This is a genomic window from Arthrobacter sp. BE255 (assembly GCF_031457335.1).
Classification (GTDB): domain Bacteria; phylum Actinomycetota; class Actinomycetes; order Actinomycetales; family Micrococcaceae; genus Arthrobacter.
This window is the reverse complement of the sequence record NZ_JAVDWK010000015.1, coordinates 20050-35815: the sequence shown is the minus strand read 5'-3', so window position 1 is coordinate 35815 and position 15766 is coordinate 20050. Positions and strand designations below refer to the sequence as shown.

General features: G+C 68.5%; 13 protein-coding genes. 7 read left to right on the top strand and 6 right to left on the bottom strand.

What is annotated here, in order from left to right:
* The first annotated feature begins 144 nt into the window (after window positions 1-144).
* The 4 genes from J2X42_RS20715 (at window position 145) to J2X42_RS20700 (ending at window position 4117) form a co-directional block, all read left to right on the top strand.
* A complete protein-coding gene (locus tag J2X42_RS20715) occupies window positions 145-1044 on the top strand; it encodes a DMT family transporter (protein WP_310167894.1) in 900 nt (299 codons plus the stop codon).
* A 25-nt stretch (window positions 1045-1069) separates the two neighbouring features.
* Window positions 1070-1498, top strand: coding sequence for a metallopeptidase family protein (locus tag J2X42_RS20710; protein WP_310167819.1), 429 nt, complete (start codon window positions 1070-1072; stop codon window positions 1496-1498).
* A gap of 42 nt (window positions 1499-1540) precedes the next feature.
* Window positions 1541-2461, top strand: coding sequence for a cation diffusion facilitator family transporter (locus tag J2X42_RS20705; protein WP_310167818.1), 921 nt, complete (start codon window positions 1541-1543; stop codon window positions 2459-2461).
* A gap of 198 nt (window positions 2462-2659) precedes the next feature.
* Window positions 2660-4117: a C40 family peptidase gene (locus J2X42_RS20700; RefSeq protein ID WP_310167816.1), complete on the top strand. Its 1458-nt coding sequence runs from the start codon at window positions 2660-2662 to the stop codon at window positions 4115-4117.
* A gap of 31 nt (window positions 4118-4148) precedes the next feature.
* Here J2X42_RS20700 and J2X42_RS20695 read toward each other — a convergent pair whose 3' ends face one another.
* The 5 genes from J2X42_RS20695 to J2X42_RS20675 form a co-directional block, all read right to left on the bottom strand.
* Window positions 4149-5021, bottom strand: a complete 873-nt coding sequence (locus tag J2X42_RS20695; RefSeq protein WP_310167815.1) for an ABC transporter permease — start codon at window positions 5019-5021, stop codon at window positions 4149-4151.
* Window positions 5022-5058: 37 nt separating this feature from the next.
* Window positions 5059-6078 carry an ATP-binding cassette domain-containing protein gene (locus J2X42_RS20690; protein WP_310167814.1) on the bottom strand — a complete coding sequence of 340 codons (1020 nt, stop codon included), beginning with the start codon at window positions 6076-6078 and terminating at the stop codon, window positions 5059-5061.
* Window positions 6075-7388, bottom strand: coding sequence for a hypothetical protein (locus J2X42_RS20685; RefSeq protein ID WP_310167813.1), 1314 nt, complete (start codon window positions 7386-7388; stop codon window positions 6075-6077). The genes J2X42_RS20690 and J2X42_RS20685 overlap by 4 nt, the downstream gene beginning before the upstream one ends.
* An 81-nt stretch (window positions 7389-7469) precedes the next feature.
* Window positions 7470-10244 carry a PEP/pyruvate-binding domain-containing protein gene (locus J2X42_RS20680; RefSeq protein WP_310167812.1) on the bottom strand — a complete coding sequence of 925 codons (2775 nt, stop codon included), beginning with the start codon at window positions 10242-10244 and terminating at the stop codon, window positions 7470-7472.
* Between the two features lie 93 nt (window positions 10245-10337).
* Window positions 10338-11375 carry a universal stress protein gene (locus J2X42_RS20675; protein ID WP_310167811.1) on the bottom strand — a complete coding sequence of 346 codons (1038 nt, stop codon included), beginning with the start codon at window positions 11373-11375 and terminating at the stop codon, window positions 10338-10340.
* Window positions 11376-11792: 417 nt separating this feature from the next.
* On the opposite strand from J2X42_RS20675, the gene J2X42_RS20670 reads away from it, so the two are divergent.
* A complete protein-coding gene (locus J2X42_RS20670; RefSeq protein WP_310167893.1) occupies window positions 11793-12464 on the top strand; it encodes an NAD(P)/FAD-dependent oxidoreductase in 672 nt (223 codons plus the stop codon).
* Window positions 12465-12501: 37 nt separating this feature from the next.
* Here the strand turns inward: J2X42_RS20670 and J2X42_RS20665 are convergent, their stop codons facing one another.
* Window positions 12502-13119: a copper resistance protein CopC gene (locus tag J2X42_RS20665; RefSeq protein WP_310167809.1), complete on the bottom strand. Its 618-nt coding sequence runs from the start codon at window positions 13117-13119 to the stop codon at window positions 12502-12504.
* Window positions 13120-13231: 112 nt separating this feature from the next.
* Between J2X42_RS20665 and J2X42_RS20660 the strand changes: the two genes are divergently transcribed.
* Both J2X42_RS20660 and hutG read left to right on the top strand, forming a co-directional pair.
* Window positions 13232-14674, top strand: a complete 1443-nt coding sequence (locus J2X42_RS20660; RefSeq protein ID WP_310167807.1) for an NCS2 family permease — start codon at window positions 13232-13234, stop codon at window positions 14672-14674.
* 109 nt (window positions 14675-14783) lie between these two features.
* The gene (hutG, locus tag J2X42_RS20655; RefSeq protein WP_310167805.1) at window positions 14784-15761 is read left to right on the top strand and encodes a formimidoylglutamase; all 978 of its coding nucleotides are present in this window, start codon (window positions 14784-14786) and stop codon (window positions 15759-15761) included.
* Window positions 15762-15766 lie beyond the last annotated feature (5 nt).

The following is a 15766-nucleotide window of genomic DNA, read 5'->3' as shown; positions in this document are numbered from 1 at the left end:
CCCGCACGATTGGCAGGAACTCGACTAGACGTGGCCGATTTCCGCCAGCCGCCGAGGCCTGCGCGAGGCTAGATTGGCAGCATGGCAACCACCTCCTCGACGGACTCCGCTACATCGACGGCACCTCCCGCACTCCCGAACCGCGTGAAGGCGCTCGGCGTCGCGGCAATGGCGGTGACCGTGGTGCTCTGGGCGTCGGCGTTTGTGGGCATCCGGGCGATTGGGCCTACCTTTTCCCCGGGCTCCCTGACGCTGGGCAGGCTGGCCGTTGCCGCCGTCGCGCTAGGCGCACTGGTGGTCCCGCAGCTGGCCAAAAGCAAAGTGCTTCCGCGGGGCAGGGAATGGTGGCCCATCCTGGGGTACGGCGTGATGTGGTTCGGCGGCTACAACGTGGCCCTGAACGCAGCGGAACACCTGCTGGACGCCGGGACCGCCGCCCTGCTGATCAACGTCAGCCCCATCCTGGTTGCCATCATGGCCGGACTCGTGCTGAAGGAAGGGTTCCCGCGGTGGCTGATCATCGGCAGCCTGGTGGCGTTCGGCGGGGTGGCGCTGATCGCGATCGGCTCCGGCCCAGGTTCCGGGGAACGTTCGACGGCGGATGTGGCGGGCGTGCTGCTCTGCCTCCTTGCCGCTGTGCTCGCCGCCGTCAGCGTCATCATCCAGAAGCCGGTACTGCGGAAGTTCCCCGCCGGCCAGGCCACCTGGTTCGGTATCACGGTGGGGGCATTGTGCTGCCTTCCCTTCAGCGGCCAATTGGTGTCCGAGCTGCAGTCGGCACCGCTGCCGGCCACATTGGGCCTGGTGTACCTGGGCATCTTCCCCACCGCCATCGCCTTCACCACCTGGGCATACGCGCTGTCCCTGATTGACGCCGGCAGGCTGGCCGCCACCACCTACCTGGTGCCGGGCACCACCATCCTGATTTCGTGGCTGCTGCTGAGCGAAATCCCCACCGTCTGGGGGCTGGTGGGAGGCGCGGTCTGCCTGGTGGGAGTGGGCCTTACAAGGCGCCGGTCCCGCCCCCTGCGCAAAGCCGCCTGACGGGGTTTCCCGCTAGAGTCAGGGTATGCCCGCACACCTTCCGCCCGGACTTCCCATCATCCCGGACGGTCCGCAGGAGACCCCTCCGTTCTCGATGTCCGACGACGAGTTCGAAGCCGCCGTCAGCGACGCCCTGAACCGGATTCCGGCCAAGATCGCCCGGGCCATGGACAACGTGGCGGTGTTCATCGACGACGACTACATTCCCGGGCCCGGCGACGACCCGGACACCGTCCTGCTGGGGCTCTACGAGGGAGTCCCCCTCACGGAGCGGGACTCGTGGTGGGACGCGGGGTCGCTGCCGGACAGGATCACCATCTTCCGCCAACCCATCCTGGACATCTGCGAGACCCGCGAGGACGTCGTCGAGGAGGTGGCGGTGACCGTCATCCACGAGATTGCCCACCACTTCGGCATCGACGACGAGCGCCTGCATGAACTCGGCTGGGATTAGCATTGCCTGGTTTCGGCTTCCCCTGGGACTAGCCTTGTAGGCATGGGACACGACCACCACCATTCGCACGGGATGACGGCCACCGGCCGGCACCGCAAGAGGCTGATCGCTGTCCTGGCCATCACGATGGCAGTTGTGGTGGTCCAGCTGGTGGGCGCGGCATTGTCCGGATCGCTGGCATTGCTCGCGGACGCTGGCCACATGCTCTCTGACGCCGCCGGCGTTACCATCGCCCTGCTGGCAGCCTGGATCGCCGGACGGCCCGCCAGCGACCAGCGGACCTATGGCTACCAGCGCGCCGAAGTCCTGGCGGCGCTGGCAAACGCGCTGATCCTGATTGTGATTTCGGTGGTCATCTTCTCGGAAGCCATCCGGCGCATCGGTTCCACCCCCGAGGTCCAGACCGGCGTCATGCTCTTTGCTGCCATCCTGGGCCTGGTGGCCAACCTGGTGTCCCTGCTGATCCTTCGGGGAGCGCATGAGGACAGCCTGAACGTCCGCGGGGCCTATCTCGAGGTGCTCGGGGACCTACTCGGGTCCCTTGCCGTCATCGCCGCTGCCGTGGTCATCCTGCTCACCGGCTACCAGGCCGCGGACACCATCGCCTCGGTGGTGATCGCCTTAATGATCCTGCCGAGGGCGTGGAGCCTGCTGCGGGACGTGGTGGATGTCCTGCTCGAGGCAACCCCGAAGGGCGTCGAGGTGAAGATGATCCGCGAGCACATCCTTTCGGTCGAGGGCGTCACGGATGTCCACGACATCCACATCTGGACCATCACCTCGGGAGTGCCCGTGTTTTCCGCGCATGTGGTGGTGGAGGACGGGGTTCTCAACGCACGGGGCGCGGACCAGCTCCTGGACAAGCTGACAGCGTGCCTGGGGTCCCACTTCGATACGGACCACTGCACGTTCCAGCTTGAACCGGCCAGCCACTCAGAGCACGAGTCGCAGCAGCACGCATAGCTCACAAACGGCCCCGACACACCCGGCGGAAATGCACCCCATCAGCCCTCTTGTTGTTTATGTTATTGATGTGACCAGTGTTGCCAAAGTGCAGATGGTCCCGTAGCCTCTGAAATGCTGGGCGATCGGCAGAGGGGCACTCAGTGCCGACCAATCAGACCTCGCTCCCCAGCCCAAAGATGCTGCGAGGTTCTGCGAATGGCTTTGACCGGACCCGGCCGTTGGGCCGCGCAGCTGGGACTCGCCGTCGTGCTTCTTGGCAGCATCCCGCTGCATGCCCAGGCTGCGCCGGCACCATTGGCACCGGCGCCCGCCGCGCCTGTCGTCAGCATTCCGGCTGCGCCGGAGATCCCGTCCCCCGAGGACATTGCCGCGGCCAAGGCAAGTGAAAGCGCGACGGCGGACCAGGTCACCGCCATCGAACGGCTCCTTGCGGACGCAGCGCGCGCCCAGGAGGCCACCTTCGCCCTGGCGATGCAGGCCAACAACGCCTACAGCGAGTCGCTCGTTGAGCTTCAGGCACGGCAGGCGGCCGCAAAAGTGGCCACCGCACGGGCAGAAGCAGCCGGGCTGGAGCAGGACAGGACGCGCAAACAGGTGGGGCAGCTGGCCGGGGACCTCTACCGCAACGGCGGCATGAACCCTGCCCTGACCACGTTCGTCACGGGCGGCGGGGACGTTTTGGGACAGGCCGCCACGCTCGAAGCCATCTCGGCAAGCCGGAGCCGCGCCTTCGAATCCGCTGCGAACGCGGCAACGGCGGCAACGTCCCTGACGGAAGCGGCCGAGGACGCCAACCGGGCAGCAGATGAAGCAGCCAGGAACGCCGAAGCCCGCAAGTCCCAGGCCGAACAGGCCAATGCTGCTCAGGCCAAGGCGGTGGCCGAGGCAGCGGCGCAGCGGACAGTCCTGGTGGACCAGCTCGCACAGCTGCGGAACACCACTGTCGCCCTCGAATCGGCGCGCGTTGACGCTTTGGACCGGCAGCGCGAGGAGGCCCGGCTTGCTGCCCTGACCGCCGCCGCGGACCGGGCGGCAGCCGACCAGGCCGCGGCGGACCAGGGTGCGTCGGGCCAGGGTGCCGGAAGCGACGCACCCGTTGCACCGGCGGCACCGGCGGCACCGGCCCCAGCTCCAGCACCCGCTCCGGCCCCCGCACCAGCACCCGCTCCGGCCCCCGCACCAGCACCTGCGCCTGCCCCGGCTCCGGCCCCTGCCCCGGCGCCAGCTCCGGCTCCAGCACCCGCTCCCGCTCCGGCCCCCGCACCGTCACCAGCGCCGGGCGGCTCCAACGAGACGGCCATCTCAGTGGCAATGACCAAAGTCGGCGCACCGTACTACTACCAGTGGGGCGGCACCGGCCCCACTGGCTTTGACTGCTCGGGGCTGGTCCAGGCTTCCTTCGCCGCCGCGGGCAAGTATCTCCCGCGCACGGCCTCGCAGCAATACGCGGCGGCACCGGTCCATGTCCCCATCTCGCAGGCCCGGCGGGGCGACCTGCTCGTGTGGGGCTCGGCGCCAAACTTCTACCACGTTGCCATCTACCTCGGGAACGGCCAGGTGGTACAGGCGCTCAACCCTGAGGAAGGCATCGGCGTCACGTCACTGAGCAGCATGGCCGGCATGCAGCTCCATCCGTACGCCGCCCGCTACTGACGCAGGCGGGGCAACGCGCCGGGGCAAATCGTCAGGACAGGACGTCCTTGGTGACGAACCTACCGTAGGCCAGGGCGCCGAACACGGCCACGTAGCCCGCCTGGAGCAGCGCGTTGCTGCCGAAGGAATCCCACAACACCGGCTGGCGCAGGAGATCCCCGAATCCCAGCCAGTAATGGCTGAACAGCCATGGGTGCAACCACTCCAGCTGCGGCAGCTGGTCCAGGACCTGGGAGACCACGGACAGCACCACCGTGGCGGCCATGGCGCCCACCGGGACAACCGTCAGTGTGGACAGGAAAAGCCCGATCGCCGACAGCCCGGCCAGCGACACCGCCATGTACGCGGCGATCAGCACGAGCCGCACGGCAGCCTCCGGCGGCTGGACCACATCCCCGGACAGCAGTGTGACCGGCCCTATGGGAAACAGCGAGGCACCGATGGCCGCCCCCGCCAGGGCAACCGTAACCGGCGCGGCCACACAAAAAGCCAACGCGCCGGCGTACTTGACCAGCAGCAGCCGGACACGGCCGGCCGGCGCCACCAGCAGGTACCGCAGAGTGCCCAGGCTCGCCTCCCCCGCGATGGTGTCGCCTGCAACAACACCGATGGTCAGGGGAAGGAACAACGGGACTGACACCAGCATCGCGGTGACCGCCACGAAGAGCCCGTTCTGTGAGATCCGGTCCAGGAAGGCCGGTCCGCGGCCCGACGGGACGCTGGACGAGAGCCGGACCGCGACAGCGATCAGCACGGGTATGGCGGCCAGCGCCAGGAGCATTGCCCAGGTCCGCCGGCGCCTGAACAGGACGCTTAGTTCGGAACCCAGGAGCGGGATACTGGACGCCGCGCGGTCCCGCGCCCGGACGCTCGTGGAGACGGCTCGGGGCTGGGCGCCGGACATGCTCTGCGGAACCCTGTTGGGCAAATCGCCCGGCACGCTACTGGGCAACGTCGAACCCCTCCCCCGTGAGCGCCACGAAGCGGTCCTCGAGGCTTTCGCGTTCAACCGAAAATCCGCGGACCCGCACGCCGGCTTCCACCAGCCGGGCTACGATCTCCTCCGGCGCAACGGAACCATTCCCCGCCAAAGCACCCGGGCCCGCGCCGGTCCCCAACACGGCGGTGACCACCGACCCGTCCGTTTCTGGGCTGCCGGCCACGGGAGTCATGCCCAGCCGCGCCAGGACGCCAAAGGCCGTGCCGGCGTCGGGCGTTAGCAGGCGGATCCGGGCCTCACCGGCCTGCCGGAGTTCCGGGAGCGGTCCCTGGGCGACCAGGCGGCCCGTGCTCATAATGGCAGCGTGCGTGCAGATCTGCTCCACCTCGGCCAGGAGGTGGCTGGAGACGAACACCGTCGCTCCGTCGGCGGCCAGCGAGCGGACCAGGTTCCGAACTTCCCGGGTCCCCTGCGGATCCAGCCCGTTGGTGGGCTCGTCCAAAACCAGGAGCTCGCGCGGGGACAGCAGCGCATTCGCTATCCCCAGCCGCTGCTTCATCCCCAGCGAATATGCGTGGACGCGCTTGCCGGCGGCATGCGAAAGCCCCACCCGCTCCAGCGCCTCACCCACCCGGGTCCGGCGTGTGGCCGGGCGCGCATTGCGGCTCGCGGCGTCCAGCCGGTGCAGGTTGGCGGCACCGGACAGAAAAGGGTAAAAAGCCGGCCCCTCCACGAGGGCACCCACACGGGGAAGTACCTCATGCAGCCGGTTCGGCATGTCCAGCCCGAGGACGCTGACGGTGCCCGACGTCGCCGCGGCAAGCCCCAGCATCATGCGGATCGTGGTGGTTTTTCCCGACCCGTTGGGGCCCAGGAACCCGAACACGGAGCCGTGCGGCACGGCCAGGTTAACGCCGTCCACGGCGAGCTGATGGCCGAACCGCTTGGTCAGGCCCTGCGTTTCGATGGTCAGCCCGGTGATCCCTGTCCCTGATGCGTTTCCGCCCACAGCGGCGGTCACTTGGCCACGGAGCCCGCTGCGGCCTGCAGCCGCTCCGCCGGAACCATGCCGACGAAAATCCGTCCGTCGTCGGTGATCAGCACGTTGACCAATGTGGTGGACAGGAGCCGGCCACCGGGAACGACGACGGCGGCCTGGGCCAGGAACGGATCCTCCAGCAGGGATTCACTCAGCATGGATCCCTGTCCGGCCGGTGCCGCAGGGAACCCGATCACCGTTTCCCAGCCGGTTCCTGTCACGCTGGGCCGCTCCATCGAGGGCATCTGCGGGCGCCCGGTCCCCGCATGGATCTCCGCAGCGGCTGTGTCCGGCGTGACGGCCATGCCCGGCGATCCCGGGAAGCCAGACATGATCGGCCAGGGCCGGGCGGGCACTGGCAGCTGCAGTTCCTTGACACTGGCGCCGGGCGGCGGGACGAACGTGAAGAGCGAATCGTCGGGCTTCGCGAGGGACAGGCTGGTGAATCCGACCTGGAAGGCGGGCTCCGTCTGGTCACGCGCCGTCACCGTCACGCGCAGCGGCAGTCCCGTTTCGCCGTCGACCGCGATGGCCACCCGTCCCACCAGCGTCCCCTGCGTGCGGGGCTCCAGCAGCAGGTTGTAGGCCGCCCTGCCCGCGACTTCAACGTCGGGACCCACGGTGACCTGGGTTGAGCTGTCCACGGCGGCCAGCAGCCTGGTGGCGATGTCCTCCGGCGTCGGAATGGAATATTCCGGCATTGGCACCGGTATCGGCATGTCCGGTGCCGGGATCGGTGGCAGTGGCAGGCCGGGGGCCGGGAGTTCAGGCTTTGGGAGCCCTGGCACCGGGGCTGGCGCCTGGTCCGGCGGCGTGGGTGCCGTCGGCGGTTCAGCCAGCGGCAGGTCCCGGGCAAACGACGGAAGGGTCAGGTGCGCGGCCGAATTGTCCCTGGAGCTGTAGAACCAGAGCTCGCTGTCCCGGCGGATGAGGTCGCGTTCAGCGAGGCGGTCCACCACTTGGACCCGGACTTTGGACGGACCATCAACAAATACCCGTGCGGTGTGCTGGCCGGTCAGGAGTTCAGCGATCGAGGCTGCTCCGCTGGCCGACGCAGGTCCGGAGGACGGGGCGGTTGAGGGAAGTTCCGGCAAGCCAAGCTCGGAGGTTTGCGCCACGGTTCCGGAGAGGGTGGTAGTGGTGTGTCCGCCGAGCAGGACGAGCACCTGCGCCGGAGTCTTTTCGGGCAACGGGTTGCCCGCGCGCGCCGGAATGGATCCCGCCAGCACCCCGGCGGCGATCACGGCTGGTACTGCAGCCGCCGGCATCCACCGCAACCATGTGCGGCTCATGCCACCCACACTCCATCCTTGGAGCCCATAGGTTCAGGTTACGCCTGGGACGGGCCCGGAACACTACCCCGTTTTTGGTGGTCAGCCACCACCGGGCACCACGGTTCCGGCGGCGCCGTCCACCGTAATTCGTTGCCCGCTGGACAGCAGGACCGTGGCGTCCGGGACGCCCACCACGGCCGGTATGCCGTATTCCCGCGCCACCACGGCACCGTGCGAATTAGGGCCGCCCATCTCCATGACCAGGCCGCCCGCCGTCAGGAACAGCGGCGTCCAGCCAGGGTCCGTGGACGGTGCCACCAGGATCTCCCCCGGTTCCAGGTGCGCTCCCACCGGGTCCAGGATGACCCGTGCGTCGGCGCTGACAATACCGGCCGACGCCGGGCTGCCGCTGAGCGTGCCGGGCACCGCGGGTGCTGCGCCGGCGACGCCGGATGGCACCGCTTCGGGTTCCGTTCCGTCCGAGAGGAGGAGCCGCGGCACGTGGCGGCGTTCCAGTTCACGCGCGTACGCTTCCCTCCGCCGGTCAACGAGGCTGCGCAGGTCCGCGGACGTGCTTCCGCTAAGGCCCTGCCGTGCCTCGCTGAAATCGAGGAAGAAGACGTCGTCCGGATCCGCGATGCTTCCGGCCTCGGCCAGCGCGGCTCCCACCTGCTGCAGTTGCCGGCGCACCTCGGCGAGACCCACCACGATCTGGTACTTGGGCATTTCACGCAGCCCGGCGAAAAGCCTGGCCCGCCGCAGCGCCGCCCGCACCAGGGCACCGCGGAGCTGGCCGCGGCGCCGGGCTTCCGCCACAAGGCGCACTACGGTTTCCTCCGCCTGCTTGGTGGCAGTGTTGAACTGCACGTCCGGAGCAAGCCTGGAGTCCTCCAGCCGGAGGTAGTTGGCCAGTACGCCCAGGATATGGGTGGGATCATCGGACCAGCGCGGCATCCCCACGTCGATTTCCGCCACGGCCCGCTGGCCGTACCTGTCCATAAAGCGGGCCAGGCCGGCCTGCAGCACGGCAGGCAGTTCCCCGGCATTGAATTGCCGGGCCAGCGCGGCCGGTGCCTGGTTCCTGACCGCACTGGACGACCCGCCGTCGTCCCTGATCACCGTGGCGAGCCGCCACAGTTCCAGGTCCATCTCCGTGGTCACGTTGTTTGGCAGCCCGCGCAGCACGTGCTGAAGATCGTCCCAGCGGTTGTTGCCGCCCAGCAGTTTCCCTGCGAGCGCCAGCATGCCGAATCCCAGCGCCGGGAGGGGAAGGACCGCGGGCACGATCGAGAAGAGGCGGTTGCCCAGGAGGAATTCGGCGTGGTCGAGGCGCTCGGCCGGCGTGGCGCCCGGCCCGAGCTCAAGGGACTTCCCGAAGTCCCGTGCAAACCGGTTCACCCGGCGCAGGGCGGCTTCCGGCCTGAACAGGGCGCGAAGGAGCGTCTCGGGCGCCCGGGCATGCACCGCCGCCGGGACCACGTGCCGCAGCAGGCCGATGGGGGTCCTGTTCGTCACCGAAAACCTGGGATCCTCGAAGACGCGCCTCAGGACCGTGGCGGAGCGGGCCTCCATCACGTCAAACACGCGGGGAACGATCCGACGTCCAACGGTGCTGCGGGCCACGGTGGTCAGGTCGAAGTAGATGCGCTGCCCGATTTCCGCAAAGGGCGACGGGCCGTTCCGGGGCTCCGGAACGTCAAAACGGGCGGCCCGCGCAACGGAGGAGCCTATCAATTTGAACGCGGCCAGCCCCATTGGCGTGATGGGGCGGGTGAGGCCCTGGGCGAGGCTGAAGCACAGGTAAACCCGGGTGCCTTCCCGCGCCGATGCATTCTCGGGCAGCGGATACAGGGTGGTGATGGGGCGGGACTGTGTCAGCCACAGCAGGCCCTCAGCATCGATGGCCCATTCGGTGTCCTGGGGCGAGCCGAAATACCGCTCCACCCTTAGGCCCAGCCGGGCAAGCTCGGCTGCCTGGCCGTCCGTCAGGCAGGCGGTCGATCCGGTGTCGGGCATGTCCAGTGTTTCGGTTCCGCCACCCGGCAGCGGCCGCACCACCAGCCGTTTGTCCCCGAGCCGCCGCTCCATGACCTGCCCCGTGCCGGGGTCCACCACAAAGTGGTCCGGGTTGACTGAGCCGGAGACCACGGCTTCGCCGAGCCCGGGGCTGGCATCTATGACTGCCTGCTGCCGACGGCCGGTCAACGGGTTGGCGGTGAACATCACTCCGGCCGTCACGGCGTCCACCATCCGCTGGACTACAACGGCCAGCGCCACTGTGGAGGCGTCGATCCCCAGCTCCGCGCGGTAGCTGACAGCCCGGTCCGTCCAGAGCGAGGCCCAACAGTTCCGGACGGCTTCCACGACGGCGGCGGTCCCCACCACGTTCAGGTAGGTGTCCTGCTGGCCGGCGAAACTGGCGGAGGGAAGGTCCTCGGCCGTGGCCGATGACCTGACCGCTACCGGCACATCGGTGCCCAGGGCGGCGTAGGCCTGCCCGATGGCGGCGGCTATGCCGGCTGGAACCGGCGTGCCGCGGACCAGGTCCCGCGCCTGTCCGGCCAATGCGGCGAGGGCAGGCAAGTCGCCGTGGGCGGTTCCGTTTCGGGCAGCCCCGTTCCGCGCGTGGCCGTTCAGCGCCTCATGGATCCCGGCGAGGGAGCCCCCATCAGCCAGCGCACCGTCCTGCTGCCCGTCCTCCCGGCTGCCGGCAGTGGCCTGGAGGTATGCGTCGGTGGTGAGGCAGAAGCCCTCCGGTACGGGCAGCCCGGCGGCGAGCAGCTCACCCAGGTTCGCGGCCTTGCCGCCCACGAGCTGCACCATGCCGGCGCGGACGTGCTCCAGTCCCAGGACCGGGCCAAGGTTGTCTGGCATTTCCATGCCTCCTGATCATGAGGCCTGCGGCTGAAAAAGGGACTTGGGCGGGCGGCTTCGGACGGTGGCTTCAGCCCGGACGTGCCAGGAACCTCAGGCTGCCCCGAGGATGGGGCCGAAGCTTGCCCGGTCCGCCAACCGCGGATCCTCCCGGTCCGGGACAACAAGGACAGGTCCCTTCGCGTGGTGCAGGACGCCGTCGGACGTGGAGCCGAGCAGCATCCCGGTGAAGCCGCCGCGTCCGCGGGTGCCCACCACGATCAGTTCCACATGCCGGCTGGCCTCCACGAGCACGTCCACCGGCGAGCCGTCCTTCAGCTCGGATTCCACCGGCAGATGCGGGTAGTGGCTCTTGAGCCAGGCCATCCCGGCATCGAGCTGGACCCGGATGTCGGCGAAGAGGGCTTTGCGGTCCATCGGCGCCGGCACCCAGGCGAGGGAGCCGCTGTACTGCGGCACAGCGCAGACCACCCGCAATGTTGCCCCGAGGCGTTCGGCCTGGGAGGCGGCCTCCAGGACGGCGACGCGTGCCTGCTCGGAACCGTCCACGCCCACCACCACAACGTTCTCCACAGGCTGGTGGCCGGACCTCGCCTGTTCAGCCTTGATCCGTTTGTCCTCGGTGGTCTCGCCCAGCCGGTCGGAGCAAATCAGCGGGACCGTGACGGTGGGGCACTTGGCGTGGGCCGGAAGCGCGCTGCTCACAGACCCGAGGAGGCGGCCCACAAAGCCGCCACGCCCGCGGGTCCCGAACACCAGCAGCTCGGCCGACTCGGACATCTCCAGGAGCACACCGGAGGCGTCGCCATTCTCAACAGAGGCATCAACGTCGATGTTGTAGCCGGACACCTTCTCCAGTGCCTGCTTGACGATGGCCTCGGCCCCCTCGCGGATCACCGAGTCATCCACGGTGGCATAGCCGCCGTCGAGCCCGGAGGCAGCAAAGATCGGCACGGAGTACGCGGTGACGATGTGCAGCGGACGGCGGCGGCGCTCAGCCTCGCGGGCTGCCCAGACAAGGGCACACTGGCCGTGATCCGATCCGTCGACGCCCACCACGATCCCCAGCGGAGCGGTGGAACTGCCGCCGCCATCCCGTGCCGGGTCCGGATGCATCTCATGTGCGCCCATTGGGCCGCCTCCTCGCGATACTGCCTGATGTTGCGGCTATTCTGCCAGAAGCGGGCCATTACCAGTGCACTCGCCGGACAGGCCACGCACCGGATCAGCAAAGCCCGCGTCCACTTCTCACTATTCTCGTTCCACAGGTTCTTAGCAAGCATGCTCACAGGCGCAACCTGAGGTTATCCACACCCGGTTTCGCTGCCGGCGGAAAGCGCATTCAACGCGGGAAGAATGTTTGCGGTTGGGCTATCCATGGACGTTTTTGTTCTGTAGTCTTCGAGGCACTGCTGGTCCGCCGATGCTCTGTGTCAGAACATCCCGGGCCAGCTATTGCGACCGGACTTTGGGGGTAACGGAGCGAGAGCACGGCGAGGATGCCTGCGTTTGCCCACACCTTCGAAGGAGGAAACTGTAGTGTCAAGCATGCCTATGACTGGCGGGACCGAACAGACCACCACGGTGATTATCGGCACTGGCCTCTCCGGCCTGGCCGTGGCCGCCGAGCTGCGGCGCAGGGGCGTGCACTCCATCGTGGTGGACGGGCTCGACATCCTGGGCGCGGGCCAGCCGGCAAATACCGCATCACTGCAGCGCTGCGATGCCGCCGACTCCGTCTCGCTGCGGGAGCGGAATGAAATCCTCCGCCACCTGCGCAACTACGCGGCCAGCCACCAGGTGGACGTCCGCAACACCACGCGCGCCGTCCAGCTGACCATGGTCCGCCCCGTACCCGGCCCCACGGCCGACGGGTCCAGCGCCAACGGGTCCAGCGCCGAGGGGGCGTCCTCCCACCAGTGGGAGGTGCACACGCCCACCGGCATCCTGCTGGCCGACCACATCGTCCTCACCCGCTGCGCGCACAGCCAGCTGCGCCGCATGCTGAGCGATTTCGGCATCACGGTGGGCCGTAACCTGGTGGCCGCGATGCGGGCCATCGGCATTTACCTGGTGGGGGTGGGCGACCTGATCACGCCATCGCCGAAGGAAGTCCTTCGCCAGGCGAAAACCGTGGGCCAGGCGATCTCTGCGAAAGTCCACCCGGAGAACGCCCCGACCATCATGACCGGCAGTTTCGCCGCCGTTTTGCCCGCCTAGGGACTACAGGAAACCCAATCCGCAGGCGACTACCCGCCTAGGCGGCGGCCTCGTCGTCGTCGCCGCCCGCACCAAGGCGCCGCCTGGCGAGGACGCCGATGGCCACCAGGAGCCCCACAGCCACTGCAGCGAACAGCACCAGGCTCCACGGGAACGGCTGGGATGCATCCGGAACCGGCGCGGGCGTCGCGGTGCTGCCCGGCTGGGCGGTGCCCATCCCCGGGACGGCTGCGGCCGACGTCGGACCGGTAGCCGGTGCCGCACCGGCAGCCGCCGCTGTGGCTGTGAACCCGAAGGTCCCTTCAATGGGGTGGGAATCCGAACTGACAACCCGCCAGCTGACCGTGTACGCGCCGGCCGGTGCGCCAGCCTTGAGTTTCTGGGACGCCACGTTGTCCACGATTTCGACGGCGCCGTCCGCCCATTCAATACCGGCTGCGTCCTTGACGGAAAACTGCGAGCCGATACCCAGGGGTTTGTTGCTGAAAGTCACCGAGACTTTTTCCGGCGGCGTTGCGACCGTGGCGCCCTGGGCGGGGCTGCTGGATTCAGCGGCGTCGTGCGCGGAGGCCGGACCGGCCAGGCCCACCATGGCGGCGGCGAAAACGAACGAACCGAGCACGGCGCTCAGCAACTGGCGGCGGATGGAACCCATGCGTGGACTGCTCCCTTGTGTTGGCTTCCTTACAGACTAGGCGAATTTGCCGGACCGCTGCCCGGAGGGCCCATAGGATTCAACTATCCCCACAGACTCCCCGGAGGACTCAATGCTTAAGCAAGGCTCTGCACTGGACCGGTACTTCAAGATCACCGAGCGGGGGTCCAACCTGTCCCGCGAGATCCGCGGCGGGTTCGCCACCTTCTTCGCCATGAGCTACATCGTGGTGCTGAACCCGCTGATCCTTTCAGGGGCCGACTCCAGCGGCAACTCCCTCGGGTTCCCGGCCGTGGCCGCGGTCACCGCCTTTGTGGCAGGCATCCTCACCATCCTGATGGGCGCCTGGGCCAGGCACCCCTTCGCCCTGGCCACCGGCCTGGGCGTCAACGCCTTCGTCGCCGTCACGGTGGCCACCAACCCGGGCCTGACCTGGCCGGACATGATGGGCCTGGTGGTGCTTTCCGGCGTCACGATGCTGATCCTGGTCCTCACAGGCTTCCGGACCGCCGTCTTCAAGGCCGTTCCTGAGGACCTGAAAACGGCCATCGTGGTGGGCATCGGGCTGTTCATCGCACTGATCGGCCTGGTGAATGCCGGCTTTGTCCGCCGCATCCCCGATATCGCCGGAACCACAGTGCCCGTGGGCCTGGGCTTCGACGGCAAGCTGCTGGGCTGGCCCACGGCAGTGTTTGTGTTCGGCCTGGTCCTGACCATCGCCCTGGTGGTGCGGAAGGTGAAGGGCGCCATCCTGATCGGCATCATCACCTCCACCGTCATTTCCGTCATCCTGGAACTGACGCTGCACATCGGCCCGAGCGTCGCCCCGGACAAGCCCTTCAATCCGCAGGGCTGGTCCCTGGTTGCCCCCGCCTTCTCTGGCTGGGCGGCCCCGGACCTTTCGCTGATAGGCAAAGCCAACCCGTTCGGCGCGTTTGAGCACCTGGGCTTCGTGGCCGCCACCCTGCTGGCCTTTGTCATCCTGCTCAGCATCTTCTTTGACGCCATGGGCACCATGGTTGGCCTGGCCAACGAGGCGGGCACCGTGGACGAGCACGGCAACATTCCCGACGTCGACCGCGTGCTGCAGGTGGACGCCCTGGGCGCCATCGTGGGTGGCGGCGCCTCGGTGTCCTCGAACCAGATCTTTGTCGAGGCCGGCGCCGGCATTGGCGAAGGCGCCCGGACGGGCATTGCGTCGATCGTCACCGGCCTGCTGTTCCTGGTGGCCATGTTCTTCACTCCGCTGATCAACCTGGTGCCCTTCGAAGCCGTGGCCCCAGCGCTGGTGGTTGTCGGCTTCATGATGGTGTCCCAGGTGGGAAAGATCGACTGGCAGGACTGGGGCATCGCGATCCCGGCTTTCCTGACGTTCACGCTGATGCCGTTCACGTATTCGATCGCCAACGGCCTGGGAGCCGGCTTCATCGGCTATGTCCTCATCCGCACGGTCCAGGGCCGGGTGAAGGATGTCCACCCGCTGATGTGGGCCGTGGCCGGCGCGTTCCTGCTGTTCTTCGCGGTGGGTCCGATCGAGGCCGCGCTGGGAATGTAACCTCCGTTGGCGCGGGCGGGGCGCTCCGGCCCGCCTGAAATCCGGAATTACAGACATCAGGACGGCGGTCCGGCTCGCTTTCGGTGCAGGCATGCGGTGAGCTTGAATCATGGTCCTCCCCGCACTCACCGTTGATGTCCCCCCGCAGCCCTGGACGGGACGGTTCGACGGCGACGGCGGCGAGCACCGGCGCTGGTGGCAGGCGGTGTCGCCCTACGCCCCAGGCCAGACCGCCGCTGCGCCATCCGGTTCCGCGACTGACGCCCCGCCCCGCCCCGCCGTCGTCCTCGGGTTCGCCAGCGACGAAGGCGTGCGCCGCAACAAGGGACGGACCGGCGCTGCCCTTGCCCCCGCGGCGATCCGCGCGGCCCTGGGGCCGCTGGCCTTCCATCTGGACCGCGCCGTGTCAGACGCCGGGGACATCGTCGTTTCGGACGGCAACATGGAGGCCGGACAGGCCCGTGCCGGGCAGGCCATTGCCGCCATGATCGACGCCGGCAGGCTCACCGTGGTGCTGGGCGGCGGACACGAGACCGCCTATGCCAGCTACCTGGGGGTGGCCGGCTCCGAGGCCGTGCGCGGCGGCCTGCGGCTGGGCATCCTGAACCTGGACGCCCACTTCGACCTCCGCGACGAGCCGCGCCCCAGCTCCGGCACACCGTTCCTCCAGATGGCCCAGGCGGAAGCTGCCGCTGGGCGCGACTTCCGGTACGCCGTCGTCGGGATTTCCGAGCCGAACAACACCCGGGCACTCTTCGGCACGGCAGAACGGCTGGGCGTGCAGTACCTGCTGGATGAGGACTGCACCGCAGAGCGTGCGCAGGCGTTCGTTGCGCAGTTCCTGGAAGGCGTGGACGTGCTGTACCTGACCATCGACCTTGACGTGCTGCCGGCGTCGACGGCTCCCGGCGTGAGCGCGCCCGCCGCCTTTGGCGTTCCGTTGCCGGTGATCAGTGCGGTGTGCCGGCAGGCGGCCGACAGCGGGAAGCTCCTGCATCTGGACGTGGCCGAACTGAACCCGGGATTCGACATTGACGGCCGGACCGCCAAGGTGGCCGCCCGGCTGGTCAACACGTTGCTGCGCTGACGGCG